Source organism: Sorangium sp. So ce367 (genome assembly GCF_051520455.1).
GTDB lineage: Bacteria > Myxococcota_A > Polyangia > Polyangiales > Polyangiaceae > Sorangium > Sorangium cellulosum_B.
This window is the reverse complement of the sequence record NZ_CP150334.1, coordinates 2,411,706-2,438,699: the sequence shown is the minus strand read 5'-3', so window position 1 is coordinate 2,438,699 and position 26,994 is coordinate 2,411,706. Positions and strand designations below refer to the sequence as shown.

Annotated in this window: 23 protein-coding genes and 1 tRNA gene; 10 read left to right on the top strand and 14 right to left on the bottom strand. The window is 72.2% G+C overall.

Features of this window, described 5'->3' with window-relative positions:
- Positions 1 to 43: 43 nt before the first annotated feature.
- The gene (locus WME97_RS09385) at positions 44 to 976 is read left to right on the top strand and encodes a diguanylate cyclase (RefSeq protein WP_437551287.1); all 933 of its coding nucleotides are present in this window, start codon (positions 44 to 46) and stop codon (positions 974 to 976) included.
- A 142-nt stretch (positions 977 to 1,118) separates the two neighbouring features.
- On the opposite strand, the gene WME97_RS09380 is transcribed toward WME97_RS09385, so the two are convergent.
- The 3 genes from WME97_RS09380 to fni form a co-directional block, all read right to left on the bottom strand.
- A complete protein-coding gene (locus tag WME97_RS09380) occupies positions 1,119 to 1,496 on the bottom strand; it encodes a response regulator (protein ID WP_012234398.1) in 378 nt (125 codons plus the stop codon).
- 2 nt (positions 1,497 to 1,498) lie between these two features.
- Positions 1,499 to 2,344: a GAF domain-containing protein gene (locus WME97_RS09375; protein WP_437551285.1), complete on the bottom strand. Its 846-nt coding sequence runs from the start codon at positions 2,342 to 2,344 to the stop codon at positions 1,499 to 1,501.
- 225 nt (positions 2,345 to 2,569) lie between these two features.
- On the bottom strand, positions 2,570 to 3,667 hold the full coding sequence (gene fni / locus WME97_RS09370) for a type 2 isopentenyl-diphosphate Delta-isomerase (protein WP_437551283.1): 1,098 nt from the start codon (positions 3,665 to 3,667) through the stop codon (positions 2,570 to 2,572).
- Positions 3,668 to 3,839: 172 nt separating this feature from the next.
- On the opposite strand from fni, the gene WME97_RS09365 reads away from it, so the two are divergent.
- Positions 3,840 to 4,805 carry a hypothetical protein gene (locus WME97_RS09365; RefSeq protein WP_437551282.1) on the top strand — a complete coding sequence of 322 codons (966 nt, stop codon included), beginning with the start codon at positions 3,840 to 3,842 and terminating at the stop codon, positions 4,803 to 4,805.
- Positions 4,806 to 6,098, top strand: a complete 1,293-nt coding sequence (gene argH, locus WME97_RS09360; protein WP_437551281.1) for an argininosuccinate lyase — start codon at positions 4,806 to 4,808, stop codon at positions 6,096 to 6,098. It begins immediately after the preceding gene.
- Positions 6,099 to 6,219: 121 nt separating this feature from the next.
- Here argH and rpiA read toward each other — a convergent pair whose 3' ends face one another.
- The 7 genes from rpiA to WME97_RS09325 all read right to left on the bottom strand — a co-directional run bounded on the left by rpiA (position 6,220) and on the right by WME97_RS09325 (position 11,479).
- Positions 6,220 to 6,918, bottom strand: coding sequence for a ribose-5-phosphate isomerase RpiA (rpiA, locus tag WME97_RS09355; RefSeq protein ID WP_437551279.1), 699 nt, complete (start codon positions 6,916 to 6,918; stop codon positions 6,220 to 6,222).
- Between the two features lie 26 nt (positions 6,919 to 6,944).
- Positions 6,945 to 7,592 (bottom strand): phospholipase D family protein, encoded by a 648-nt coding sequence (locus WME97_RS09350; RefSeq protein ID WP_437551277.1) that lies wholly within the window; start codon positions 7,590 to 7,592, stop codon positions 6,945 to 6,947.
- Complete coding sequence (locus WME97_RS09345) at positions 7,589 to 8,032, bottom strand: acyl-CoA thioesterase (RefSeq protein ID WP_437551275.1); 444 nt, start codon at positions 8,030 to 8,032, stop codon at positions 7,589 to 7,591. Before WME97_RS09345 ends, WME97_RS09350 begins: the two co-directional genes overlap by 4 nt.
- Positions 8,033 to 8,037: 5 nt before the next feature.
- On the bottom strand, positions 8,038 to 8,613 hold the full coding sequence (locus WME97_RS09340) for a DUF3501 family protein (RefSeq protein ID WP_437551273.1): 576 nt from the start codon (positions 8,611 to 8,613) through the stop codon (positions 8,038 to 8,040).
- 34 nt (positions 8,614 to 8,647) lie between these two features.
- A complete protein-coding gene (locus tag WME97_RS09335; RefSeq protein ID WP_437551271.1) occupies positions 8,648 to 10,006 on the bottom strand; it encodes a heterodisulfide reductase-related iron-sulfur binding cluster in 1,359 nt (452 codons plus the stop codon).
- Positions 10,007 to 10,174: 168 nt separating this feature from the next.
- A complete protein-coding gene (locus WME97_RS09330; protein ID WP_012234388.1) occupies positions 10,175 to 10,603 on the bottom strand; it encodes a rubrerythrin family protein in 429 nt (142 codons plus the stop codon).
- 87 nt (positions 10,604 to 10,690) lie between these two features.
- The gene (locus tag WME97_RS09325) at positions 10,691 to 11,479 is read right to left on the bottom strand and encodes a Fur family transcriptional regulator (RefSeq protein ID WP_437551269.1); all 789 of its coding nucleotides are present in this window, start codon (positions 11,477 to 11,479) and stop codon (positions 10,691 to 10,693) included.
- A 171-nt stretch (positions 11,480 to 11,650) separates the two neighbouring features.
- Between WME97_RS09325 and rpsU the strand changes: the two genes are divergently transcribed.
- The 3 genes from rpsU (at position 11,651) to WME97_RS09310 (ending at position 13,464) form a co-directional block, all read left to right on the top strand.
- On the top strand, positions 11,651 to 11,875 hold the full coding sequence (gene rpsU / locus WME97_RS09320) for a 30S ribosomal protein S21 (RefSeq protein ID WP_012234386.1): 225 nt from the start codon (positions 11,651 to 11,653) through the stop codon (positions 11,873 to 11,875).
- A gap of 201 nt (positions 11,876 to 12,076) precedes the next feature.
- The gene (locus WME97_RS09315) at positions 12,077 to 13,180 is read left to right on the top strand and encodes a glycosyltransferase (RefSeq protein ID WP_437551268.1); all 1,104 of its coding nucleotides are present in this window, start codon (positions 12,077 to 12,079) and stop codon (positions 13,178 to 13,180) included.
- 209 nt (positions 13,181 to 13,389) lie between these two features.
- Positions 13,390 to 13,464, top strand: a tRNA-Pro gene (locus WME97_RS09310).
- Between the two features lie 156 nt (positions 13,465 to 13,620).
- Here WME97_RS09310 and WME97_RS09305 read toward each other — a convergent pair.
- The gene (locus WME97_RS09305; protein WP_437551266.1) at positions 13,621 to 15,225 is read right to left on the bottom strand and encodes an amidase; all 1,605 of its coding nucleotides are present in this window, start codon (positions 15,223 to 15,225) and stop codon (positions 13,621 to 13,623) included.
- 89 nt (positions 15,226 to 15,314) lie between these two features.
- On the opposite strand from WME97_RS09305, the gene WME97_RS09300 reads away from it, so the two are divergent.
- Positions 15,315 to 18,038, top strand: coding sequence for an ATP-dependent RNA helicase (locus WME97_RS09300; protein ID WP_437551264.1), 2,724 nt, complete (start codon positions 15,315 to 15,317; stop codon positions 18,036 to 18,038).
- A gap of 1 nt (position 18,039) precedes the next feature.
- On the opposite strand, the gene WME97_RS09295 is transcribed toward WME97_RS09300, so the two are convergent.
- The 3 genes from WME97_RS09295 to WME97_RS09285 all read right to left on the bottom strand — a co-directional run bounded on the left by WME97_RS09295 (position 18,040) and on the right by WME97_RS09285 (position 20,636).
- Positions 18,040 to 19,077, bottom strand: a complete 1,038-nt coding sequence (locus WME97_RS09295) for a hypothetical protein (RefSeq protein ID WP_437551262.1) — start codon at positions 19,075 to 19,077, stop codon at positions 18,040 to 18,042.
- Positions 19,077 to 20,171 carry a bifunctional chorismate mutase/prephenate dehydratase gene (locus WME97_RS09290; protein WP_437551260.1) on the bottom strand — a complete coding sequence of 365 codons (1,095 nt, stop codon included), beginning with the start codon at positions 20,169 to 20,171 and terminating at the stop codon, positions 19,077 to 19,079. Before WME97_RS09290 ends, WME97_RS09295 begins: the two co-directional genes overlap by 1 nt.
- 123 nt (positions 20,172 to 20,294) lie before the next feature.
- Positions 20,295 to 20,636 (bottom strand): FmdB family zinc ribbon protein, encoded by a 342-nt coding sequence (locus WME97_RS09285; RefSeq protein ID WP_437551258.1) that lies wholly within the window; start codon positions 20,634 to 20,636, stop codon positions 20,295 to 20,297.
- A 263-nt stretch (positions 20,637 to 20,899) separates the two neighbouring features.
- Between WME97_RS09285 and smc the strand changes: the two genes are divergently transcribed.
- The 3 genes from smc (at position 20,900) to WME97_RS09270 (ending at position 26,907) form a co-directional block, all read left to right on the top strand.
- Positions 20,900 to 24,505, top strand: coding sequence for a chromosome segregation protein SMC (gene smc, locus WME97_RS09280; RefSeq protein WP_437551256.1), 3,606 nt, complete (start codon positions 20,900 to 20,902; stop codon positions 24,503 to 24,505).
- Positions 24,502 to 25,083 (top strand): hypothetical protein, encoded by a 582-nt coding sequence (locus WME97_RS09275; protein WP_437551254.1) that lies wholly within the window; start codon positions 24,502 to 24,504, stop codon positions 25,081 to 25,083. Before smc ends, WME97_RS09275 begins: the two co-directional genes overlap by 4 nt.
- Positions 25,084 to 25,257: 174 nt before the next feature.
- Positions 25,258 to 26,907, top strand: a complete 1,650-nt coding sequence (locus WME97_RS09270) for an ATP-binding protein (RefSeq protein ID WP_437551252.1) — start codon at positions 25,258 to 25,260, stop codon at positions 26,905 to 26,907.
- Positions 26,908 to 26,994: the final 87 nt, after the last annotated feature.

Below are 26,994 nucleotides of genomic sequence, written 5' to 3'. Positions count from 1 at the left end.
CGCTTGAACCTATTTCAAGGATTTAGGATCATCCTCAGGGAGCATGGGCAGCTACCTCCCCGACGATGACTTCGAGGCCACGCGGGTGGCCAACGTTGGGGAACTCCACAAGGAGCTCCCGGCGCGCTCGCCGAAGGACCGCGCCTACCTCATCGTGCTCGCTGGCTCGAACGTCGGCGAGATGTACCGGGTCGAGGGCGCCGAGATCGTGATCGGCCGGGCATCCGGGGCGACCATCCGGCTGAACGACGACGGCATCTCGCGGCGCCACGCGCGCCTCCTCCAGATGGACAGCCAGGTGCTGATCGAGGATCTCAACAGCTCGAACGGGACGATGGTGAACGGCGAGCACATCACGCGCGTCGCCCTGCACGACGGCGACAAGATCCGCCTGGGCTCGACGACCATCCTCAAGTTCACCTACCACGACCATTTGGATGAGTCGTTTCAGCAGCAGATGTACGACGCCGCGCTGCGCGACGCCCTCACCAAGGCCTTCAACAAGAAGTACTTCCTGGATCGGCTCGAGACCGAGGTCTCCTATGCGCGGCGGCACGGCGCGCACCTGTCGCTGCTCATGTTCGACGTCGATCATTTCAAGAGGATCAACGACACCTTCGGGCACCTCGCCGGCGACTACGTGCTTGCGAGGATCGCCAAGATCGCTAGCCACACGGTGCGGACCGAGGACGTGTTCGCGCGCTACGGTGGAGAAGAGTTCGGCATCCTGTGCCGCGGCGTGGGGCTCGAGAACGCGGGCATCCTCGGCGAGCGGCTGCGCCTCCTCATCGAGGGGTCGGTCTTCGAGCACGAGGGCGTTCGCATGCCGACGACGATCAGCGTCGGCGTCGCGGCGCACCCCGAGCTCGCGGTGCAGACCGGCATGGAGCTCATCGCGGCGGCCGATGAGGCGCTCTACGAGGCGAAGCGCACCGGGCGCAACCGCGTGCTCCTGAAGTTCGGCCCGAAGCCGTAGAGCGGGGCGCGGGTTCATCGCAGCGCCGACCCGCCCTACCGCGGCCGCGGTAGGGCGCCGCGCCGCCCGAGCTTCCGGCGCATGGAACCGTGCGCCCGCAGAACGCGGGCGGTGGGGCGCGCCCGCTGGCGGGCGCGGCGCCTCAGTCGATCTTGAGGAGCTCCTTGACCTTGGCGATGACCTGCGGGGCCTGGATCGGCTTCGTGATGTACGCGTTCGCGCCGAGCTGCAACGCGCGCTGACGATCCTCCTGAGACCCCTCGGTGGTGATGATGATGATCGGGGTGTCCTTGTGGACCGGATCCGTGCGCACGCGCTTGACGAGCTTGAGCCCGTCCATGATCGGCATGTTGATGTCGGTGATGATGACGTCGTACTTGGTCGAGGCGAGCTTGCGGAGACCGTCGACGCCATCGTCTGCCTCGGTGACGCGGAGGTTCTTCACGCGCGCCAGCGCGAAGACCAAGAGCTGCCGCATCATGGGCGAGTCTTCAACGATCAGACACGAGTACTCGGCCATGATCAGTCCTCCAGGTCCAGGAATGCCTGGACGCCAGGCACCTTCCGGCCGGCGTCGGTGAAGAGCCGCGCGTTGATGAGGGCGGGGGCGGCCTGGGCCCCGAGGAGCTTGAAGAGCTCGGTGTCCACGTTCACGAACTCCGTCTTCTGCGGGAGCGTGCTGAAGATCGCGATGACACCCACGGTGCGCCCGTTGAAATCGAGCGGGATCACTGCAGCGGGATCTTCGATGCTCCCCTTGGAGACGTCCTTGGTCTCGTCGAAGAAGATTTCCCCCTTCGAGAATGCCTGGCCGACGATGCCTTCGGTCACCGGCATGCGCGCGATCTCCTCGACCGCGACGCCTTCGCTCGCGATCGAGACGAGCTCTTTACCATCGGGAGACGCCAGGTACACGGAGAAGGCGCCCGCCCCGAGGAACTGCGCCAGGAGCTCCTTGAGGTTGCGGAGGACATGGCGCACGTTGCGCGCCGCGTGCAGCTGCGACAGCGCGACGTACAGGTTCGCGAGGTTCGCCAGCTCTCCCTCCGCCTCCGAGTAGCGGCTGTTGAAGCGGTCCGAGGCCGCCACCATCCGCACCGACTGCGTCACCAGGTCGCGTTTCTCCTGCTCGAGCTCCTCGATCTTGCGGAGCAGATCGCGGATGGCCGAGTCGCTCGCGAGGTGCGCGCGGAGCTTGCCGTTCTCCGACTCGAGCTCGGAGATCTTGTCACGAAGGCGCTCGTTCTCGCGGAGGAGCTCCTCGGTCAGCTGCGCCCCCTTGCGGAAGAACTGCTGAATGAAGGCATCGCGCTCCTTCTTCAGGTCCTCGGGGGGACGATCGCTCGGACGCCCTTTTTTCTCCGTCATTTTATCCCGGGGTTCTCCAGAGCTTCGGACCGTATCATGCGGGGCTGACCGGACGGAAGCGTCGAGCGCGGGCCGGAGGCGTGCCCGGCGCCCCCGCCAAGGACAGCGACCGCTGGGCGCCTTGCCGTCCCCGCCGACAACGTCGGTTCGGCCCCGCCGGCCCTACCCTGGGGACCGGACCCCGCCGTCTCGGCCCCCCTACCCCCGTTACCGCCACCGCCACGACTACGCCCTCTCCATCTGCTTCATCTGCTTCATCTGCTTCAGCAACCGGGTCCACCTGCGCAGCTCCCGTCCGAGCAGCACGGGTGCCTTCTGGAGTGACGCGATGTCGCGCGCCCCGACGAGCAGCATGACCGCCCGGAGCTCGGCCTCGACGCTCTCGAGGTACCGCACCGCTGCGTCCCGTCCCCCCGCGACGAACGCCTGGAGGACCGGACGCGCGATCCCGGCCGCATGCGCGCCGAGCGCGAGCGCTCGAGCGACGTCGAGGCCGCTCGTGATGCCTCCGGTCGCGATGATCGTCTTGAAGCGAGGACGGATAGCGCGGGCGATGAGCACCGAGGCGGCCGTGGGTACCCCCCACTCGCGCAGCGCCTCGCCGAGGGAGCGGGCCGCCCCCGCGGCGCGGGCCGCCTCGACGGCGACCCAGGAGGTGCCTCCAGCGCCGGAGACGTCCAGGTCGCGGACGCCCGCCCGGACCAGGCGGTACGCCGTCCCGGGGCCGATCCCGCAGCCGGTCTCCTTCGCGACGACCGGCACGCTGAGGCCGCTCGCGAGCCGGCCCATCGCATCCAGCGCGCCGGCGAAGTCCCGGTCGCCGCCCGGCTGGACCAGCTCCATCGCGGGGTTCATGTGGACGCAGAGCGCGTCGGCGCCGACCTGGGCCACGAGCTCGGCGACCGCCTCCGTCGACAGCGATCGCGCCTGCACGGCGCCGATGTTCCCGAGGAGGAGGGTGGTCGGAGCGTGCGCGCGGACCTCGTAGGAGGCGGAGGCGTCGCCGTTCAGCATCGCCCGCTGGCTCCCGAGCCCGAAGCCGTACCCGCGCTCCTCGGCGATCTGCGAGAGCTCCCGGTTGATCGCACGCGCGCGCTCCGTCCCGCCGGTCATGGCCGCGATCAGGAGCGGGACGCGGAGCCGCTTCCCGAGCAGCAGCACCGAGGTGTCGATCGCGTCGAGGGAGAGCTCCGGCAGCGCGTCGTGGATCAGCTCGACCTGCTCCAGCAGCGTGGTCTTGGCGCGGAACCCGACATCGCCGGTCGCGCAGAGCTCGATGTGATCCGCTTTCCTCTCGGAGATGCCCTTCGCCTCTTCCGTCATGGGGGCACAACTTTACGCGGTCGCCGACCGCCGTCGAAAAGGAAGTGGCATGGACAAAAAAACGCCAAAATTCGCGTCCCCGAGCCAGGCGCTGCCGCCCGGCCCGCCTTCCGCTGCCGCGACCTGGGAACTACCGCGCGACCGCCGCGCAGCGGTGGCATACAGTAGCTGTATGGACCTCCCGGACGAACCGCAGATCCGCTGGATCCTTCGTACGACCGCGACGCTCCTCCAGCACGGCGCGGAGCCGGTGCGCGGGCTGGTGCAGCCGACGGCCGAGTTCTTCCCGGACCCGTTCGACGGCTCGCCGAAGACGGTGGCCGCCCTGATGCTGCGGGTCCAGGAGCACGCCGGGCTCCAGGATGTCCCGGTGGAGCTCGCGGTGGTCACCCCCGAGGGGCAGGCCAGCACGGTGAACTGCTCGAGCGGCGCATGCGGCGGGATGGCGCTGGAGTCGAAGCTGGAGCGCGTCGCCCCGCGCGGCGACGGCGGGTACCGGGTCGCGCTCTCCGCGGGCGAGCTCCGCAACCCCACGGTGCTCACGACGGCGTTCGTGCGCGCCGTGGCGTACATGTTCCTGAGCGAGGCCGGCGCCTTCGACGCGCTCGCGCCGTCGGACCGCGAGCCCGCTGTGGATCTCGCCGCCGTGCTGCTCGGCTTCGGCGTCCTCGCGACGAACGGCTCCTACCTGTACGCGAAGGGCTGCGGCGGCGTGCAGGTGCACTCGGCGACCAAGATGCCGGTCGACGAGCTCGCGCTCGCGCTCGCCGTCTACTGCCGGCTGCACGACGTGCCCGATCGGACCGCCGCGCGGCACCTCGACGTGACGCCGCGCGCCCACTTCGACGAGTCCGCCGTCTGGGCCAGCTCCAACGCCGCGCTCGTCCGCATGCTGCGCGCCGCGCCCGACCGGATCGCCGCGGACGACTACGCGATCGGCGAGTCGAGGAGCTGGCTGGCCCGCGCGCTCGGCCTCGGCAAGCGCCGGCCGGCGCGGACGGCGGACGACGAGCTGCGCGAGCTCGAGCGAGAGCTCGCGCCCGCGGCCGGCGCGGCGAAGCCGCGACCGCTGGACGAGGGCAAGGCCAAGAAGCTTGCCGAGATCCGTGCTCTCGTGGACGAGAGCCTGGGGAGCTGAATGAGCGTACGACTGTGGGACAAAGGGGGCGCGACCGACGCCCAGATGCTGCGTTACACCTCGCGCGACGACTGGCAGCTCGATCAGCGCCTGCTCGCGTACGACCTGCGGGCCACGATCGCGCACGTCCGCGGGCTCGCGCGGATCGGCGTGCTCAGCGAGGCGGAGCGGGACGCGCTCGTCCGCGAGCTCGAGGTGCTCTCGGCGCAGAACGAGGCCGGCGAGCTGCGGCTCACCGAGGACGACGAGGACGGCCACAGCGCGATCGAGGCCGCGCTGGTCGCCCGCATCGGCGACGCGGGCAAGAAGGTGCACACCGGCCGGAGCCGCAACGATCAGGTGCTCGTCGCCACGCGCCTGTACGAGCGCGACGCGCTGGACGAGCTCGCCGAGAACGCGACGGCCGGCGCCCGCGCGCTGCTCGATCTCGCCAGGCGCGAGGCGGAGACGCCGATGCCGGGCTACACGCACCTGCAGCGGGCGGTGCCGTCGTCCGTCGGCTACTGGGCCGCCTCGTTCGTCGAGGGGCTCACCGACGCGATCGACGTGGTGCGCGCGACGCGGGCGCTCGTCGATCGCTGCCCGCTCGGGGGCGCCGCGGGCTTCGGCGTGAACCTCCCGCTCGATCGCGTCGGCGTCGCGCGCGAGCTCGGGTTCGCCGGCGTGGCGCTGAACCCGCTCGCGTCCCAGACGTCGCGCGGCATCATCGAGGCGCAGATCCTCGCCGCCGCGTGGCAGGTGATGGCCGTGAGCCGCCGGCTCGCGTGGGATCTCAGCCTGTTCGCGATGAGCGAGCTCGCGTTCATCCGCCTCCCGGAGGCGTTCACGACCGGCTCGTCGATCATGCCCCAGAAGCGCAACCCCGACGTCGTCGAGCTCATGCGCGCGGCGTGCTCCGTCGTCCAGGGCGCGCTCGCCGAGGTGCAGTCCATCGTCGCGCTCCCGTCGGGCTACCACCGCGATCTCCAGCTCACGAAGGGCCCCACGATGCGCGGGCTCGACGAGGCGCTCGCGACGTCGCGCCTCTTGCCGCGGCTCGTCGAGGGGCTCGCGTTCGACCGGGAGCGCATGGCCCGCGCGATCACGCCGGAGTGCTTCGCCACGGATCGCGCCGTCGAGCTCGCCGTGGAGGGCGTCCCCTTCCGCGAGGCTTACCGCAAGGTCGCGGCCGAGATCGCGGCGCTGCCGGCCGGCGACGCCGCGGCGAGCCTCCGCGCGCGCGTGTCGCTCGGGGCTCCGGGCAACCTCGCGCTGGACGACCTGGCCCGCAGGCTCGATCGCCACGCGCGCTAGCTCCGCCTGTCAGAGGTCCCGCCATGGGCGGGCGCGCGCCGCGCAGGCGCCGCCCGCCCGAAGGCCGTGCTCCCTGGCTCCGCGTGTCAGCGATCCCTGACGGGATTCGTCACACGCGGAGCTAGCGCTGCCGCGTCAGCTCGCGGACGGAGCCCGGGTCCGCCACCAGCACGAGGGTCGCCATGTCGAGGAACAGCCCCGTGTCGACGACGCCCGGGATGCTGCGGATGCGCGCGTCGACCGCTGCGGGCGCGTCCATCGGGCCGAACGCGGTGTCGAGGATCCAGTTGTGGTTGTCGGTCTGGAAGGGATACCCGTCCGCGTTCTTGCGGATCGCCGGCTTGCCTCCGAGCGCGATCAGGTGCCGCGCGGCCGTCGTGCTCGCGAAGGGCACCACCTCGACGGGGATGGGCACGCGCGAGCCGAGCTTCTCGACGAGCTTCTCGGGGGTGACGAGGATGATGAACTGCGCGGCCTCGTAGGCGACCACGCGCTCGCGGAGGAGCGCGCCGCCGAGGCCCTTGATGAGGCCAAGGTCGGGCGCCACCTCGTCCGCGCCGTCGACGGCGACGTCGAGGCGCTCGACCTCCTCGAGCGACACCATCGGGATGTTCTCGCGGCGGCAAAGCGCCTCCGAGCGCTCCGACGTGGCGACGCCCTTGATCTGGAGCCCTCGGCGGACGCGCTCCCCGAGGCGGCGGATGAAGGCCTCGGACGCCCGCCCGGTGCCGAGCCCGAGCAGCATCCCGCTGTCCACGCGCGCGAGCGCGGCGTTGGCGATTCGATCGAGGTCGGAGGGGTCCGGTCCCGCGGTGCTCATGCGCTGCTCATCGGCCATCGGGACCGTCAGCGCAACGGGATTTTGTCGAGCTGGTCGAGCGGCCCCGGGCAGAGCGGCCGGAGCCTGCAGCCCTTGCACTCGGCGCCGGTCCAGATCGCCTCGAACGTCGCCTGCATCTCGTCGAGCAGGAGGTCGTCGTCGGTGAGCACGCCCGCCTCGAAGTTCCGCCGCCCCTCGCCCTTCGCCCCGAGGCCGGCGCCGGTGAGGTTCGCGGAGCCGAGGTAGAGGAGCGCGCCGTCGACGGCGATCATCTTCAGGTGGACCCGCGGGCAGCGCCGCATCTCGATCGGCGGCCGGGGCCGCCGGCGGAGCTCGGCGCGGAAGGCGCGCGACGGGACGCCGGCGTGCAGCAGGCGCAGCTCGACCCCCCGGGCGGCGAGCGCGTCGAGCAGGTCGAGGAACGACATGTACCGGCCGCGCGCCCGCGCCCTCGATCCGATGGGCGCCTCCACGCGCAGCTCCTTCACGTTCGCCGTCGCGATCCACACGGAGACGCGCGCGTTCGCCACGGCGCCCATCACGAGCGTGTCGTAGTGCGCCCTGTCGCGGAGGAGCGTCAGCTCGACGCGCCGCTTCAGCAGCGATCGCGCCTTCGCCTCGGGTTCGGTCCTCGCGTGTGCCCGCGCCCGCGGGCGCGCCGGCCGAGCGCTCACGCCCGTTGACCGGCGCTGGAGGGCGCGTGATCGAGATCGAGGTGAGCGCTGAGCAGGGCCCGGACGTCCTCCGGCATCGGGACCGACACCAGATGCACGAGGTCGGTGGTCACCACCGTGTGCCGCAGCTCCGCCGACAGCACGCCGTCGTGCGCGCGGTGCATGCGGTACCGGAGCGTGGCGCTCCGTCGGCCGATACGGGCGACCGACGTCTCGATCCGGAGCGCCTGGCCGTAACGCACCGGCGCCGCGTAGTCGGCCTCGACCCGCACCGCCGGCAGCCCGATCCGCCGCTCGAGGATGAGCCCGGCGTAACCTCCGTCGAGCGGCGCGAAGAACCGCTCCATCGCCTCGTGCGCGTAGCTGAGGAACCGCGCGAAGAAGACGATGTTCGCGGCGTCGACGTCTTCGAACTTGATCGGGCGATCGAGGGAGACCATCGCGGCTAGGACAGGTCCTCGGCGAGCTTCTCCAGGGTCGCTCTCCCGAGCGGCGCCCTCACCGCGTAGCGCGGGTGCCCGACGATGAGCGATACCGTCGCCTTCCTCGCCTTGATCGCCGCCTGCGCCTCGGCCGGGAGATCCGCCTTGAGGTAATGCACGGCCGTCGTGCGGTCTTCCATCGATCCTTCGCGCTTGCCGAGCGCCCGCGCGGCGACGCCGTCGACCTCGATCGACACGGTGTCCTCGAGGCCCACCAGATCGATGAGCATCCGGTCGCGCAGCGCTCGATCGGGGATCTCGACGAAGAGCGTCAGGCTGAGCTGCCCCGCGCCCGGGATGAGATCGTTGTACGTCTCGATCTCGTGGAGGATGCCGCTCTCGCTCGTGATGCGCTCGGTGCGGAGCATCTCCTGGATCTGGAAGAGCACCGAGTCGCGGTTCTCGAACACCGCGGTCAGGTGGTCTCCGATCCGCACGCGGCGGGGCCGCTTCTCCTCGATGATGCGGCCGCGGAATCGCTCGCGGATCGCCTCGTATTCGCCGATCCCGAGCACCTCGTTGCGATCGATGGGACGCATGACGCTCCTCTCCTTGACGACATCGGACCGAGACTCACGGCGTCGGGCCGAGCCCGTACGCGTGGGCGAGCGCCTCGACCGGGTGCAGCACCTTCGCGCCGTTCTCCTTGACCATCCTGAGACCGGCGAGCGTGCAGTCGCTGACGATGACGTCCGCGCCGGCGACGCCGCGAACGAGCTTCGACGCGTACTTGCGCCCGGTCTCGTAGTGGGCCGCCTTCATCCCCCACGTGCCGTCGACCGCCGAGCACTGCTCGATGACGCGCACGTCCGTGTCGGGGACGACGCCGAGCACCCTGGCGCCCGGGAAGCCGATCTTCTGCGCGCGCAGGTGGCACGCGGCGTGGTACGCGATCGTGCCGAGCCCCTTCTTGAACTCGCGGTTGAGCTTCTTCTCGCGGCCGAGCTGGACGAGGAACTCCATCATGTCGACCGTCGCGGCCGCGACCTCGCGCGCCTCTGCCGCCTGCAGGTACTCCGGCCACTCCTTCTTCATCGTGTAGCCGCACGTCGGGCCGATCACGACGATCTTCCTCCCCCGGCGCACGTGCGGGAGCAGGAGCGCGACGTTGTGCTTCACCTTCGCGGTGAAGGCCGCGAGATCGCCGCCGTCGAGGTTCGGCATCCCGCAGCACGTCAGCGCTCCCCCCGGGGTGTCTCGCAGATCTGCCGCCGAGGAGCAGCCCGGGACGTGCACCGCGTAGCCGTTGTGCTCGAGGACGCGAACCGCGGCCTCGGGGACCGCGGGCGTGTTGTACTCGCCGTAGCAAGTCGCGAAGAGCACCACGTCGCCTTGCTTGCCGGCGCCGGCCGCGGCGCCGTGCTCCGCGAACCAGGACGAGAACGGCCTGCGCGCCATCTCCGGGAGCGGGAACTCCGACGAGATCCCGGTCACCTTCTCCTGCACCTTGCGCAGCAGGCGGCTCGCCTGCACGAGGTTGGCGAGCGGCGCGACGGCGCCGGAGCCCAGCTCGCCGATCAGCTGCGGCTCGCCGAGGATCCTGTCCACCAGCGGGATGCCCTCCCGCTGGGCGCGCACCGCGCGCTCTCGCGCGAGCACGCGCGGGAAATCCAGGAGCTCGTACGCGTGCTCGTCGGCCGTGTACGGGCACTTGATGTAGCAGAGCTTGCATTGCCAGCACTCGTCGCCGACGGCCTTGAAGTCATCGTAGGTGAGGGCCTCGGCGCCTTCGGCGACGCCGGCCTCGATGTCCCTGTCGACGCGCGCGAAGAGCTCGGGGAACGAGCCGCAGTACCCGACGCACATGCGGCACTCGTGACAGATCTGGAACGTCCGCCGCAGCTCGGCCTCGAGATCGCGGGGCTCGAGATATCGCTCGTCGTTCGGCGATGTCGCCGGTGGACGGTCTGGTGCACGCCGGATGACGCTCACTGGTCGGCTCCTCTCAACATCGTCAACGTGGGGTACGGCGCGAAGGGACGGCTCGCCGCGCGGTCCGGCGCCGGACGGTCGTCGGGGCCGCGATGGCGCGCGCGCCCCGGGTCGAGTCGCCGTCGGTCCGGCGCGCCCGGAGCGCTCGCGCTCTCGCGTCGGCCGATCTCAGAAGTCGAGCGACTGCAGCGCCTTCGTGAAGCGCCCGGCGTGAGACTTCTCGGCCTTCGCGAGCGTCTCGAACCACTCCGCGATGTCCTCGAAGCCCTCGTCGCGGGCCTCCTTCGCGAAGCCCGGGTACATCGTCTCGTACTCGTGGGTCTCGCCGGCGACGGCGGCCTTCAGGTTCTTCTCCGTGCTGCCGATCGGCAAGCCGGTCGCCGGGTCGCCCGCCTGCTTGAGGTAATCGAGGTGGCCGTGCGCGTGGCCGGTCTCGCCGTCCGCCGTGTCCTTGAAGAGACCGGCGACATCGGGGCGACCTTCGACGTCGGCGACCTTTGCGAAGTACAGGTAGCGGCGGTTGGCCTGCGACTCCCCGGCGAACGCGTCCTTCAGGTTCTGGTGCGTCTTCGTGCCCGTAAGCTGCTTGGTTGTCATGGGTTCGCTCTCCTTCCTTCGGTTGAACGGCTGGGGTGATGAGTCCCTGGTGCCCGCGCGGGTCGGCTCGGCGGCGCGGTGGATCCGCTAGACACGTCCAGGGCGCCGCGCGCCTCGAGCCCCTGCAGGGCGGAGTCGACTGTTCGCCGCGCTGCGCCGGGCGTCTTGCGCCTTGCCCCGCGCGCCTTCGCCACCCCGGGTGCCCTTCGCGCAGGCAGCGCAGAGCCCGCGGTAGATCCGCTCGACGGCACGGACCTCGAAGCCGGGCGCGGCAGTGAGAGGCGCGGGGGCGATCTCGTCCAAGCGCTCGGCGGATGGATCGGGCGGCTCGCACGGCACATCGCGGACGAGCCCGCAGCGATCGCAGACCGCGTGATGATGCGCCGCCATGTTCGGGTCGAAGCGCGATGCGCCCGGCGACAGCGACAGCGCGGCGCACAGCCCCGCGGACGCCAGCGCGTCGAGCGTGTTGTAGACGGTGGCGAAGCTCATGGTCGGCAGCGCCGGCCGGAGCCGCTCGAACAGCTCCTGCGCCGTCGGATGTGTCGGATCCGCCGCGAGCTCGCGCACGATCGCCAGGCGCTGCGGCGTCAGCTTGAGCCCCGACGCTCGCACGCACGCCAGCATGGAGGCGATCCGGGTGTCCTCCTCGACCACGCTGCGCTCGAAGCCGACCGCGCGCACCCGGACATCGCGGGACGCGGCCCCCTTTGCAGCACCTGTCCGCGAGGTGGCCACAGCCAGATGTGTACTTAGAAAGTTTCTCAGGTGCAAGTCCCAATAATTACCGACGGACAGCCAGAGAAATCCGGGGCAAATTGCGGATTCCGGCGAAACCTGAAGAGCAAGACGGGTCAGGCGGGCCTTTCGGAACAAGCGAAACAGCCCGGACGGCGCGCTGTGACGTCGTGCTGCGCGACTACCGGGAGGTCTTGCGAGGCTAGAAGGCCTCTGCCATAGTGCGCGCCCCGCGCTGCCGGCCCCCGCCGGCTTGCATTTCGCCCGCCGAGTGGGCCAGTTTTTTCCCAGCAGAGGACGCTTCGAGACATGCCGACAGACGCCATTCAGTGCAAACCGCTCGAGGTCGCCGTGGGCGACAAGGGTATCGAGCGCGCCATCAAACATCTCAAGAGGAAGATGGCCGCCGAGGGGATCCTCCGCGAGCTGAAGCGCCGTCGGCACTACATGAAGCCGTCCGTGAAGCGACGGAAGAAGGCCTCGGAGGCCGCTCGTCGTCGCCGGAAGCGGTCGAAGATGGACATGGTCGCATAGAGCGACCACCCCTCACGCAAGAGCAGCCGGCCAAGACGCAGAAGACGCACACGGACGCTTGATTCGAGCGTCCGCGGCGTGCTCTGCGTCTTGTCATTTTGTTCGTCCAGCAGTTACCCCGGCAGCGTGATGCAACCGCGGCTGCGCGCCTGAGCGACGCGGAGGCGGTGCCCGCGCCGCGTCCAGCTTGGGGAGGTCCCGATGCGCGCCGTGGTGGTCACGACGTCCTATCCGGTCAGCGACGAGGATCCCTCCGGCCATTTCGTGCGGTCGTCGGCGGAGGCGCTCGCGCGCAGCGGCGCCGAGGTCCACGTGATCGCCGCCGGGGGCTCGATCCTCGATCCACCTTCGCGGGACGGCCGGCTCGTCGTCCATCGGGCAGGCGGGGGCGCGCTGTTCGCGTGGCCCGGCGCCGTGGCGCGCGCGCGCGAGTCGCCGCTCCGGCTGCTCTCCGTGGCGCCGTTCGCGGCCGGCGTGCTCGAGCGGCTCCGTGAGATCGGGCCGGTCGATCGCGCGGTGGCGCACTGGATCATCCCGTGCGCGTGGCCGCTCCTGCTCGCGCTTCCGCGCACGCCGCTCGAGGTGCACGCGCACGGCGCCGACGTCCGGCTCCTGCTCCGCGCGCCGCGCGCGGCTCGCGCCGCGGTGGTGAGCGCGCTCCTCCGGCGCGACGCGCGCTTCGTCTTCGCGGCGCGCGCGCTGCGCGACGCGCTCGCAGGCTCGCTCGCTCCGGAGCAGGCTCGGGCGCTGGATTTCGCCTCGCGCGTCGAGCCCCCCGTGTTCGATCTGCCGCCGGTGGCCGGGCGCGCAGCCGCGCTCCGTCGCGAGATCGTGAAGGGCCCCGGCGAGCGCCTCGCCGTCGTCGCGTGCCGGCTGATCCCGACGAAGCGGGTCGAGCTCGCGATCGAGGCGGTGCGCGCCGCGGGACCCGGGTTGCGCCTCGTCGTCGTCGGAGACGGTCCAGAGCGCGGCGCGCTCGAGCGCCTCGCGAGCCGCGGCGACCTCGATGCAGGGAGCTCGCGCGGCGCGGGCATCACGGCGACGAGCGAGGGCAGCGCGGCGGTGCGCTTCACGGGCACGCTCCCGCGGAGCGAAGCGCTCGCATGGATCGGCGCAGCAGACGTGCTGCTGCACCCTTCATCGCACGAGGCCGCCCCCACGGTGGTCCGCGAGGCGCGCGCGCTCGGCGTGCCGGTCATCGCCTGCGACGCGGGCGACGTGGTCGCATGGGCCAGGAGCGACGACGGGATCCTCGTCGCGGACAGCACGGCGCAGGGCCTCGCTGCCGCGCTCCGCGGCATCTGACCGCGCCGCTCGGATCGCGCGCCCGCGACGTCGCGCCGAGCGCCCCGGCGTTTTCGTCGGAGGATCCGCGCCCGGCGCCCGGCTGCATCCAGCGCCAAACGCCCCGTCCGGAGCGAGTCTGCGATCCTCGATGCGATGCCCTTGCAATTCCCAAGGCTTCGACTACGGTGCGCCCTCGCTCCGCACCGAAACGTGGCGGCGGAGTGGCTCGGGGCGTAGCGCAGCCTGGTTAGCGCACTTGACTGGGGGTCAAGGGGTCGGTGGTTCGAATCCACTCGCCCCGACTGGTCCGGCGGAGAGGTTCTCCGGCGGACCTTTCGGCTTTGTAGGGCTTCAGCTTCTGTCGACTGTGGACCCGCCGGACAGCGACCAGCGACCGCGCGGCGGCGTCATCGAGCTCCGGTGTCGTCCTGGTCAGCCGGCTCCCGGCGCTGGCCGCGTCATCCGGCGAGCGAGGGCGGTGAGACAGGCGTGACGGGCCGATCGGCCTCGCCGGCGAGCTCGTCCTCGATGGCGATCATGGCGGCCATCACCACGTGTTCGGTGAAGGGGAAGCCGACCACCTGCACCCCGACGGGCAGGCCCACGCTCTTCGCATCGACCTCGGCGGCCCGCTTCTCCAGCCGGTCGCGCGGCCGCTCGCGGCGCGCCTCCTCGGGCCGCACGCGGGTCACGGGGACGACGCCGGCCGGGAACTGCGTGAGGTTCCACAGCATCGCGGCGCTGCCCGCGAGGACGAAGTCGCGCGACGCGGCGTGCGGCAGGGCCGGCGTGGCGTACGGCGGGCAGAGCAGCAGGTCGAGCGCTTCGGCGCGCATCGCCGCCGCGATCGCGGCGCGCGCCTCGCGCAGGGCGTGCGTGGTGCGCCAGAACTCCGAGACCGACTTCGGCCCTGTAACCTCGAGGAGACGCTGGAGCCGCCGCTCGCCCGCGAGACCAGCGACGCGCGCGGCGGCGCGGCGCGCGAACGGCGGGAGCGAGGCCATCGTGCGGAGCGAGCGGAGCGAGACGTCGATGTCCGTCCCCTCGCTGCCGTCCTCGCCGGCGTCGAGGAGCGACAGCGCCGTCGCGCCGCCGTCCGCCGAGAGCGCCGCGAAATATGCGTAGACCGCGTCGGGGATCCCGGGCGGCGTGAACGGCACGACCGTCGCGCCCCGCGCGCGCAGGGCCGACGCCGCCTTCGCGACGGCGCGGGCGACGGCGGTCGACGGAGGCACCAGCCCGTCGTCGCAGTAGAACCCGACGCGCAGGCGCGCCACCTCGACGCTCGCCGGCTCGATGATCGGGAGCGGCGGCACGCGCACGTCGAGCTCCGCCATCGACGCGGGATCGAGCTCGGACATGACGAGCGCGAGGTCGCGGGCGCTCCTGGCCATCGGTCCGATCTGCGCGCGGATCGCCTCCTGTCCGAGGAGCGCCGTGTTGCTCCCCTTGTTGGTCCAGCGATCGAGCGTCGGCTTGAGGCCGACGATGCCGCAGCAGTGCGCAGGGACGCGGATGCTGCCGCCGATGTCCGTGCCGATGCCGAGCGGCGACATCCCCGCCGCGATGGCGGCCGCCTCGCCGCCGGACGAGCCGCCCGGGCTGTGATCGAGGCTCCACGGGTTCGCCGTCTGCCCGAAGAGCGGGTTGCGCGCCTCGTTGTACAGGAGCAGCTGCGAGACGTTCGTGCGCCCGAGGATCACGGCCCCCGCGCGTCGGAGCAGCGCGGTCACCGTCGCGTCGCTGGTCGCCCGATGCCCCCTGCGGGAGGCGACGCCGAGCGTCGAGGCCATGCCGGCCATGTCGAGCGACTCCTTCACGGTGATCGGGAGCCCGTGGAGCGGGCCGCGGACGTCCCCGCGACGGCGCTCCTCGTCGAGGCCGCGGGCGGCCGCGAGCGCCTCGTCGCGGAGCACCTGGGTGAAGGCGCGGAGCCGCGGCTCGAGCGCCTCGATGCGCGCCAGGTGCGCCCGCGTGAGCTCCTCGGAGCTGATCTCGCGCGCCGAAAGGAGCGTGGCGAGCGCGGTCGCTGAAAGATGGGTCGGATCGGTCGATGCGCTCACGGCAATTCGACGAGTATCACAGGTCCGCGCGCGCCAAGGATTGCTAGGCTCCGCTGCCGCGCGCCCGTCGCGCGGAGAACGCCGAAGCCATGCAGCCGCTGCCGATCGATCCGATCCTCCCCGATCTCTGCGCCACCCTGGGGGCGCGCCCGAGCGTGGTGCTCGAGGCCCCGCCCGGAGCGGGCAAGACGACGCGCGTGCCACGCGCGCTGCTCGACGCGGGCTTCGCGGAGCGCGGCGAGATCCTGGTGCTCGAGCCGCGGCGGCTCGCGGCGCGCCTGTCCGCGCGGCGCGTGGCCGAAGAGCTCGGCGAGCGCGTGGGCGAGACCGTGGGCTACACGATGCGCTTCGAGGAGGCGTCCAGCCCGGCCACGCGCGTCCGCTTCGTGACCGAGGGCGTGCTGACGCGGCGGCTCCTCGTCGATCGCGAGCTCCGGGGCGTGAGCGCCGTGGTGCTCGACGAGTTCCACGAGCGGCACCTCGCCGGCGACGTCGCGCTCGCGCTGCTCCGGCGCCTGCAGCGCGGCGCACGGCCCGATCTCCGCCTCGTGGTGATGTCCGCGACGCTCGACGCCGGGCCGATCGCGGCGTTCCTCGGCGAGCCGGAGGCGCATCTCGCCCCGGCGGCCAAGGCCGAGCGCGGCCACGACGCCACAGCGGCGGGAGCCTCGGTGGCGCCGACCCTGCGCGCCGAGGGGCGGATGTTCGACGTCGCGATCGAGTACCTGCCGAGCGCCCGGGTGAGCCCGTCGACCCACGCCGCGGGCGACCGCCGCGCCCCGGCGCACTGGGGCGACAGGACGCTCGAGAGCCTTGTCGCGTCGTCGGTGCGGCAGCTCATCGAGGAGGGGCTCGACGGTGACGTGCTGGTGTTCCTGCCCGGCTCCGCGGAGATCAGGCGAGCGATGGACGCGTGCTCCCCCATCGCGAAGAGCGAGGACCTGCTGCTCCTGCCGCTCCACGGCTCGCTGTCCGCGGCGGAGCAGGACCGCGCGGTGCGCCCCGCGGATCGGCGAAAGATCATCCTCTCGACCAACGTGGCCGAGACCTCTGTGACCATCGACGGCGTCGTCGCGGTCGTCGACAGCGGCCTCGCGCGCGTGGCCGCGCACGCGCCGTGGTCGGGGTTGCCGACGCTGCGCGTCGCGCCCATCGCCCGCGCCTCCGCGGCGCAGCGCGCGGGGCGCGCCGGGCGGACGCGGCCCGGCCGCTGCCTCCGGCTCTACACACGCGGGGATCTCGCCTCGCGGCCGGAGCACGAGGCGCCCGAGATCCGCCGGCTCGACCTCGCGGAGACGGTGCTCGAGCTCTGCGCCGCGGGGGTCACGGATCTCGAGGCGTTCGGGTGGCTGGAGGCGCCGCCCGCCGCCGGGCTCGCCGCGGCCGAGGCGCTGCTCGTGCGGCTCGGCGCGCTCGACGAGGGGCGGCGCGTGACACCGACCGGACGGCGGATGCTTCGCTTCCCGGCGCACCCGCGCCAGGCGCGGATGATCGTCGAGGCCGAGCGGCGCGGCGTCGCCGGCGACGGGTGCACCCTCGCGGCGCTCGTGGCGGAGCGCGATCTCGGGGCGCCGTCGGGCGCGCGGGAGCCCCACGGTCGGAGGAGCGACGCGCGGCACAGCTCCGACCTGCTCGCGGCGCTCCAGGCCTTCGAGGAGGCGGATCGCGCGCGGTTCGCGGTGGACCGCCTGCGGTGGCTGGGCGTGGACCCGGCGCGCGCGCTCACCGTGGAGCGGACGCGCAAGCAGCTCTCGCGGCTCGCCGATCACCGGAGCGCCGCGCCGCCGGAGACCGTCGAGGCGCGCGAGATCGCCCAGCGCATCGCGATCCTCTCCGGATACCCCGACCGGGTCGGGCGCCTCCGCCGGCCGACCAGCGCGACGGGTCGGACCGGACGGGAGGTCGTGCTCGCCGCCGGCGGGACGGCCGCGCTCTCCGAGGCGAGCGTCATCGACGAGGTCGATCTCGTGGTCGCTGTCGACATCGAGGAGCGCAGCGAGGGGCGCTCGGCGCGCACGGTCGTCCGGGCGGCGAGCGCGATCGAGGCCGACTGGCTGCTCGACCTCTTCACGGACGCGATCCGGGACACGACAGAGGCGACGTGGAACGCCGCCGCGGAGCGCGTCGAGGTCGTTCGCCGGCTGTCGTACGACGCCCTCGTGCTCGACGAGGCGCGGCCGGCCGCCGGCGCCGGCGGTCCGCTGGCGGAAGCGGCGGCGCGGGAGCTCGCGGCGCAGGCGAGGGCGAAGGGGTGGCGAGCGTTCGTGAAGGGCGACGCCCTCGAGGGCTGGCTGTTGCGGGTCGCGTTCGTGCGCGCGAACTGCCCCGACGCAGCGTTACCGGACGTGGACGAGGACGCGGTGCTCGCCACGCTCGAGGCGCTCTGCGACGGGCGCAGGAGCTTCGCCGAGCTCCGCGACGCCGATCTCTCGAGCGCCGTGCAGGCCTCGCTGGGCCCCGCGAAGGCGCGAGCGCTCGCCGAGCTCGCCCCCGAGTCGATCGTCCTGCCCGGCGGCCGGCGGGCGCGCCTCGAGTACACGGCGGGCGCGCCGCCGTCGCTCGCGTCCCGTCTGCAGGACTTCTTCGGCATGGCGGAGGGGCCGCGCGTCGCCGGTGGGCGGGTGCCTGTCGTGCTGCACCTGTGCGCGCCGAACCAGCGCCCCGTGCAGGTCACGACCGATCTGTCGGGGTTCTGGGCGCGCCACTATCCCGCCATCGCGAAGGAGCTCCGCCGCCGCTACCCGAAGCACGCGTGGCCGGACGACCCCGCTCACGCCGCGCCGCTCTCGCGCGCGCCGCTCCGCAAGGCTTGAGTCAGCGCACGAGCGCCACGCTCCGCGCCGTGTCGGCGACCGTGCGGAGGAGCATGCGCACGATCCCCTCGCCGAGGGGCAGCGTGAACGCGACGTCGCTCTCGCGCTGCGCGACCTGCATCGGAGGGACCGAGCCGTAGCCGAAGCCCCACGAGGAGAGCAGGGTCGCGATCCTGGCGATCTGCTCGAGGTTGCGGAGCGCGACGGCGCCGTTCGCCGCGCTCTGCGGGTCCGTGTACGTGAGGGCGCCGGCGAAGTTGACCCCGGGCGGCTGGAAGTTGCCGATGACGCGCACGTACTGGAGCCCCGCGAGGAAGGGGAACTGCCCCGCCGCAGACGCGACCGCCGCCTGGCTCGAGAGATCGCCGGCCACGGCGAACGACGCGCCCTTCGTCCCGAGCAGCTCGACCATCCACGAAGGCACGGAGCGCGTCAGCTTGCCGGAGCGGAGCCGATCGAGGGCCCGCCGCATCCCGGTCTCGTTGCCGGTGAGGATCGTGTGCGGCGTGAGCACGACGAAGCCGACGTTGCCGGCCGTGAAGAGATCGTTGTCCGCGTAGCGCGTCTTCACGAGCGGCGCGCCGATCACGGTGACCGACCTGGCGTCGGCGGAGCGGCGGATCGCGTCGACGTCGAAGTTGCCCTGCATCACGGCGCAGAAGTCCGCGCCCTGCATGGCATAGAGGCCGCCGTAGACCTTCACGATGTCGCGCGACGGGACGAAGTTCGACTCGGGGCCCAGCGGGAGCAGGCTCGTGACGATCTGGTTGACCTCGCCTCCCAGGCCGGACGTGAACATGGCCGCCGCGTCGAGGTATCCGAGCATCACCGCGCCGCTCGGAAGGACGGCCAGGGGGTCGCGATCGATCGCCGTCGCGTCGATCTTCTCTCCGCCGACCAGCGCGAGGCTGTCGTCGGCGCCGCCGCAGCCGCCGAGCGCCTGGAGGGCGAGCGCCGCGATCGCGATCGCGCCCGCCGCGCGGCGCAGGGCGGCAGCGCCTCGGGAATGGAACAGCGTCCGCACCATCGCGCTCGCCATCAAGCTCGCTCGTGCGGCGGGTCGGGGCGCTCCAGCGGGAAGGAGCCGATGATCTTCAGCATCTTCGTCTCGCGCTTCACGCCCTCGAGCGCCGCGACGAGCGCCCGATCGGTCGTGTGTCCGCTGACCTCCACGTAGAACACGTAGTCCCAGCCCTCGCCGGGGACGGGGCGGGAGTTGACCCGCCGGAGGTTGCAGCTGCGCTCCTTGAAGTGCTGGAGGATGTCGTGGAGCGCGCCGGGCCGATCGTGGACGCTGAAGAGGACCGCCGTGGCGTCGTGGCCCGAGCGCGGCGAGGGGAGCCGGGACAGCACCGCGTAGCGGATCCGGAGCTCCCCCTCGTCGCCGACGTTCTCGCGGGCGACCCTGAGCTCCTGCCCGCCCGCGAAGCCGCGGGGGACGATGGCGGCGCTGCCCTCGTTCTCCGCCGCGAGATCCCAGGCGGCCTGCGGGCCCCGCACGTCGAGCACCAGCGCGCGCGGGTGCTGGAGCTCGAGGTAGTTCACGCAGGCCACGTGGTCCTGGGGCGAGGAGTACACCCGCTCGACGTCGGCGAGGCTGCCCGTCCGGTTCACGAGGTCGAGCGCCTGCACCAGCTGGCGCTCGCCGACCACCTTGAGGTCGGCGCCGCCGATCGCCTGGATCGTCGGGAAAATCGGCCCTTCCTTGAGCGACTCGTACGGGACCACCGCGAAGTCAGCGCGCGAGCGCGCGACCTCCTCGATGGCGGCGAGGGGGCTGTCCGCGCGGACGAACTCGCCTCCGATCCCGAAGTGATCGTGCGCCGCGGTCCAGCCATAGTCGCCCTCGGCCCCCAGGTACGCCACCCGGGGCGCGAGCTCGAACGCGCGCGAGGCCGCGTCGATGGCGACGAAGATCGGCCGCACCGCGCGCTGCGGGAACGGCGGCGTCACGGCGCGCTCGAGCGCCTGCATGTGGGCTGCGTCGGCCGTGGGGGCGAACCGGGCCGTGCCTGTCCTCAGCTTGGCAAGCTCGTGCGCGATGCGAGCCCGCCGCTCGATGCTGCGAAGGATTTCTTGATCCAGCTCCGTGAGCTGCCGGCGGAGCTCCTCAAGTCGCTTTCTCTCATCCATCCAGGGCACCCTAGCACCACGCCCGGCGCCGGTGGGCACGCAGCACTGCCGGCGCACCACGACGGCACCACCGCGCGCTGCGCCGCGCTGGCCACACCCCCGTCGCTGCTCGCCGAGTTGGCGTCAGGCCGCCGCGGAGGAGGCGGACGACGCGCTGGAGTCGCTCTTGGTGCTGCCGCTCGCCGGCGAGGCGCTGCTCGACCCGGAGTCCGAGCTCGCCCCCTCCGACCCTGAGGAGCTGCCCGACCCGCCGTCCGACTTCGCGGGCGGCTTGTTCGACCCCGAAGCGTAGAGGTCGGAGTACCAGCCACTGCCCTTGAGGATGAAGCCCGTGCCGCGCGAGATCTGCCGCCGGGCTGTCGCGTTGAGGCACGACGGGCACTCCGAGAGCGCGGCCTCCTTGATGGACTGCTCGGCCTCCCATTCATGCGCGCAAGATGTGCAGGCGTACTCGTAAGTGGGCATGACGTTTCTACTCCTCGGAACAACCCGAGGAGTATGGCCACGTTAGCCACCTGTCAAGGCGGCTGCCAAAAGCACACCTTGCGCTTCGGACATCGCTGCACCAGCGGGATGCGCAAGACCTGGTCCTCGGTGCGCGTGAGGAGCCAGGATTCCGCTCTTGCCGCGCGGCGCCAGCCCACGTAGACCCCGAGACGCCAGTTGTGACGGTACGTGGCGTGCTGTGACGATACGTTTAAGCCCGCCCGGCCGGTCCCGGGGACGTCATGCGCATTCGCAAGCTCGAGATCAGCGGGTTCAAATCGTTCGTCGACCGGACGGTGGTCCATTTCGACACGGACGTGGTGGGCATCGTCGGTCCCAACGGCTGCGGCAAGTCGAACATCGTCGACGCCATCCGGTGGGCGATCGGGGAGCAGAGCGCGAAGCACCTGCGCGGCAAGTCGATGTCGGACGTCATCTTCAACGGCTCCGAGACCCGCGCCCAGCACGGGATGGCCGAGGTGACGCTCACCTTCGACAACAGCGAGCCGACGGCGGCGTCGCAGCTGCCGCTGGAGTACCGCGACTACGCGGAGATCGCGGTGACGCGCCGGCTCTTCCGCGACGGGACGAGCGAGTACCTCATCAACAAGACCCAGGTCCGGCTCAAGGACGTGACCGACCTCTTCCTCGGCACCGGCGTCGGCACGAAGGCCTACTCCATCGTCGAGCAGGGAAAGATCGGGCTCATCGTCTCGGCGCGCCCCGAGGACCGGCGGATGCTCATCGAGGAGGCCGCCGGCATCACGAAATACAAGGCCAGGAAGAAGCAGGCCGAGCAGAAGATGGACCAGACGCGGCAGAACCTGCTCCGCGTGGGGGACATCGTCTCCGAGATCCAGCGGAACCTCGCGTCCTTGAAGCGCCAGGCGGCCAAGGCCGAGCGGTACGTCAACTACCGCAAGGAGCTGGAGGACCTCGTGCTCCACGAGGCGTCGCACAAGCTCCTCGAGATCACGGTGCTCACGCAGCACGAGTCGCTCGGCAGGGCCGCGCACGCGGAGCGCGAGCAGGCGTCGCGCACGGCGCTCTCGGCGCGCGAGGCCGAGATCGAGGTCACCCGGCTCGAGGCCCTCGCCTGCGAGGAGCGGGCCGAGCGCGCGCAGAACGAGGCGTTCGCGGCCGACAACCAGGTGCGCACCCACGAGGCGGAGATCGCGCGGGCGCGCGACCGCCTGCGGCACCTCGAGGAGCGGCTCGTCACCGCGGCCAAGGAGCAGGGAGAGCTCGAGAAGACGGTCGAGGAGCTCAGCGCAGAGAAGGCGCAGCTCGAGGCGCAGCTCGCCGGCGTCGACGAGGAGGAGGCGCGGGAGAGCGAGCTCGCGCTCGAGCAGCACGAGCGGCTCGAGGAGCTGCGCCACGGAGAGCGGACCGCCGAGCACGAGGTCGCCGCCCTGCGCCGGCGGGCCGCCGAGGCCACCGCGGCGGTCGCGGCCGCCGAGGCGTCGCTCACCGGCTTCGATCGGCGCATGGCGGAGATGAGCCAGCGGCGTGCGAAGCTCGAGGACGAGCTCGGGCGGCTGATGTACGAGTCGGAGGAGCTCGAGCGGCGGCGCTCGTCGCTGACGCGCAACGTGACGGAGCTCGCCGAGGGGAAGCGGATCTCGGCGGAGGACCGGTCGCGGCTCGATGTCGAGATGAAGGCGCTGCGCGAGCAGGCGGTCTCGAGCGATCGCGCCGTGGAGCACGCCAAGAACGAGCTCGGGCAGCGGCGCAACCGGCTCCGCGCGCTCGAGGAGCTGCACGCGCGGCTGGAGGGCGTCGGCGCCGGGGTGAAGAACCTCCTCAAGACCAAGGACCCGGCGCTGCTCGGGCTCGTGGCCGACCGGATCGAGGCGCCGGCCGAGCTGACCGCGGCCTTCGCGGGGCTGCTCGGGGACCGGCTGCAGTGCGCGGTCGTGAGCGACGTCGAGCGCGGGATCGCGCTGCTCGCGGATCTGTCGAAGAACAACCGCGGGCGGGCGAGCGTCATCGCGGCGCGGCCCTCGTTCGTGGCCGGCGCGACGCGGCGGCCGCCGCGCGGGGAGGGCGTGCTCGGGCCGCTCGTGGACCGGCTCGTCTTCGCCCCCGAGGACGAGGCGCTGGCGCGCGCGCTCGTGGGGGACGCGGTGGTCGTCGCCTCCGCCGAGGTCGCGGCGCGGCTCGCGGCGGAGGGCGCCGGGTGCACGCTCGTGACGCTCGACGGCACCGTCCTCCGTGAGGACGGCGTGGTGAGCGGCGGCTCGGGCGACGCGGTCGCGGCCGGCATGATCGAGCAGAAGCGGGAGATGCGCGCGCTGCACGAGTTCGTCGCGACGAAATCGGAGGAGGTGACGGCGCTGCTCGACGCGCAGCAGAAGCTCCGCCTGCGCATCACCGAGGTGGGGACGGCGCTGGAGCGGGCGCGGAGCGAGGCGCACGAGGGAGAGCTCGCCCTGGTGACGGCCGAGAAGGATCTCCGCCGGGCGGAGGAGCAGCTCGCCGCGGCGCAGAAGCGCGAGGGCGTGGTGCGCTCCGAGCTCGAGGACCTCGCCGACAACCTCGACGCCGGCGGGAGCGAGCAGCAAGCGGCGCGCGACAAGCTCGAGGCGGGGCGAGCGGCGCGCGAGGCGGCGACGGCCGGCCTCGAGCACGCCGAGCAGGTCGCGGCCGAGTGGCGCGAGCGGGTGCTCGGGCAGCAGTCGGTCGTGACCGAGCGCAAGGTGAAGCTCGCCCGCGTGCGCGAGCGCGCCGCGGCGGCGCGGGGCACGGTCGAGCGGCTCACGCGGTCGTGCAACGAGCTCCGGGGCCGGATCGCCCGGCTCGACCAGGAGCGGACCGAGAGCGCCGTGGGCGCGGGGAAGGCCGCGGCGACGATCATGATCGCGCGGGAGGCGCTGGTCCGCGCCGTCGCGGAGGCGCACGCGGCGCAGGCCGCGCTGACCGAGGCGCGGCGCTCGCTGGACGAGGCGCGGCAGGCGCACGGGGTGCGCGAGGCCGATCTGCGCGGGCTGCGGCAGGAGCTGGCCGAGGTATCGGAGCGGCTCCGCAAGCACGAGCTCGCGCTGGAGCGGCTGCGGGTCGAGCACGACCACCTCATCGAGGGGGTGCGCGAGCGCTTCCGCGGGCTGGAGCTCGCCCGCGTGGTCGGCGACTACCACAAGCGGCCGCCCGCCGACGCCTCGCACCGCGCGCGCATCCAGGAGCTGACGGAGCTGCTCGACCGCATGGGCCCCGTCAACCTCGACGCCGTGCGCGAGCACGCCGAGGCCGAGGAGCGGTACACGTACTACTCGGGCCAGAAGGCCGATCTCGAGAAGGCGCTCGACGACCTCGAGAAGGCGATCGCCCAGATGAACCGCGAGTCGAAGCGGCTCTTCAAGACGACGTACGACGGCATCAACGCGCGCTTCAAGACGCTGTTCCCCAAGATGTTCCGCGGCGGCCAGGCGGAGCTCCGGCTGACGAACCCCGACGACATGCTGGAGACGGGGATCGAGATCCTCGCGCAGCCGCCGGGCAAGAAGCTCGGGAACATCGAGCTCATGAGCGGCGGCGAGAAGGCGCTCACCGCGGTGTCGCTCATCTTCGCGATCTTCCAGTTCAAGCCGTCGCCGTTCTGCATCCTCGACGAGGTCGACGCGCCGCTCGATGAGGCGAACGTGGCCCGCTACAACGAGGCGATCCGGAGCATGACGAGCCACTCGCAGTTCATCCTCATCACGCACATCAAGCGCACGATGCAGTCGGTCGACGTGCTCTACGGCGTGACGATGCAGGAGCCCGGCGTCTCGAAGCTCGTCAGCGTGAAGATCAACGAGACGGCGAAGCGCCCGGAGCGCGAGGCGGCGCCGGCGGCGGCGGTGGCGTGAGCGCGGAGGGGGCGGCCGCGCAGCGCCTGTCGCGCGGCGCCTCGGGGCTCCGGCACCTCCGCTGGGCCCGCGAGGTGCTGGCGACGCTCGAGGCCCACGTCGAGCACAATACGGCTCTCTCCGGCGCCGATCGCGAGGCGCTCCAGGGCGAGGCGAGCGCGCTCGCAGCGGCGGTGCAGGCGCTCAGCGGGGCGGTGAAGCCGTACCGGGATTTCCTCGAGCGGACGCGGGTCCGCTACCGCGGGCGCGTGCGCGTCGCGGAGTACCTGGTCCGAGAATCCAACGCGGGCGAGGCGGGCGGCGCGGCGCGCGCGCACCTTGGTGCGGCGCGCGCGCACCTTGAGGAGGCGCTCGTGGAGCTCGCCTGGATGGAACAGGCGCAGCGCCAGCCGCTCAAGGCAGCGCTCTCGGACGAGATCGATCGGCTGCGCGAGGCGCTGGCGCGGATGGATGCACACCTCGCGGGGCGGCTCTCCGGGAAGTTCGTCGAGAGCCTGTACCCGCCGCTCACGGACGGCGCGACGAGGATCGCCGACGACGGCGATCCGGACGACGACGCGACGTCCAGCCTTCGATAGCCGCGCGAAGCGGGCGAGCCGACCGGCTGGCGCGCGGCTCGAAGGAGACCGGCGAGGCGCCTGGCAGGCGCAGCGGAACGGATCACCATGCCTGCACGCCGGGATGGAGATGCGGTAAAGGATCTTCGAAGGACTCCTGAAACGGGTCTTCGAAGGACAGCTGAGAGGACGTCGATGGGCTGCGCGGAGCCGGCCGCCATCCTGCTCCTCCGCGGGCGCGCCGCGGCGAGCGAGCGATTCGAAGCGCTGATCCGACGCCATGTGCCGGACGTCGGCGTCACCTCCGATCCCGCGCACGCCCTCGAGAGGTGCCTGAGCGACGCGCCGCCGGTGCTCGCCGTCGACTGGAGCGAGCCCGCCAGCGCCGCCGCGCTCTGCGGCCGCGTGCGGGCGCAGCCCGGCGGCGACGCGGTGTTCGTCCTCGCGATCACCGAGCGCGACGGGGACATCGACGGCATCCTCGCGGCCGGCGCGACCGATTTCCTGCTCGCGGGCGGCGACGGCGCGGGCCCCCGGGCGCGGCTCTCCGTCATCTGTGAGCGCGCCGCGCGCGACGCCGCCTCGCGCCAGGCGCTCGCGCAGACGCAGGCCCGCCTCGTCGGCGCCGGCCGCATGGCGAGCGTCGGCACGCTGGCCGCCGGCGTCGCCCACGAGATCAACAACCCCCTCGCCTTCGTCATCACGAACGTCGACGCGGCCATCCGGCGCATCGGCTCGCTCGATCGCCGGAACAGCGCTGCGCGCGGCGGCCCCTGGGCGCGCTCTCACGGCGACGGCCGCGCTCCATCGAGCGAGCTCTCCGACGTGCTGAGCCTGCTGGAGGACGCGCGCGAGGGCGCCGAGCGGGTGCGGCTCATCGTGCGCGATCTCCACAGCTTCTCGCGCGCCGAGGAGGACCGACGCGGGCCGGTCGACCCCCGGCGGGTGCTCGACTCCTGCGTCCACATGGCGATGAACGAGATCCGGCACCGCGCGCGCGTCGTCCGGAGCTTCCGGGAGGTGCCGCCCGTCCAGGCGAACGAGCCGCGGCTCGCGCAGGTCTTCCTGAACCTCATCGTGAACGCCGCGCAGGCCATCCCCGAGGGGCTCGCCGAGCAGAACGAGATCGAGCTCTCGACGCGCTGTGACGCCGAGGGGTCGGTCGTCGTCGAGGTGCGCGACACGGGCGCCGGGATCGCGCCCGAGTCGCTCGAGCGGATCTTCGAGCCGTTCTACACGAGCAAGGAAGCTGGCGAAGGGCTCGGGTTGGGGCTCGCGATCTGCCACTCCATCGTCACCGCGCTGGGGGGTCGGATCGAGGTGGACAGCCGCCCCGGCAAGGGGAGCACGTTCCGCCTCGTCCTCCCCGCCGCCGCGGCCAGCGAGGCGCACGCCTCCGCTGCGCCCGGCTCGCGCGCGTCGAGGTGGCCGCGCGAGAACGGCAGCCTCGACGCGCTCGCGCCGGAGGCGGCGCAGCGGCAGCGGGTCCTCATCATCGACGATGAGCCGCTGCTCACGCGGGCGATCGCGGGGACGCTCGAGCCACGTCACGAGACGACCGCGACCGCGAGCGCGCGCGACGCGCTCAGCCGGATCCGCGCCGGAGAGCGCTACGACGCCATCCTGTGCGACCTCATGATGCCCGACATGACGGGAATGGATTTCTACACCTCGCTTGCCGAGCACGCGCCCGAGCAGCAGCGCCGTGTCGTGTTCCTGACCGGCGGCGCCTTCACGGAGCGCAGCAAGGCGTTCCTGCAGCAGGTCAACGCCCGGCTGCTCCTGAAGCCGTTCGACGCGGCGACGCTGCTCTCGCTGGTCGACGAGGTCGTCGCCGCCCGCTGACGAGCGCGCTGGTCGACGAGGTCATCGCCGCCGCCCTGACGAGCGCGCGAGCTCTCCTGACGCGCCGCCGATCGCCCCGCGCTCCGG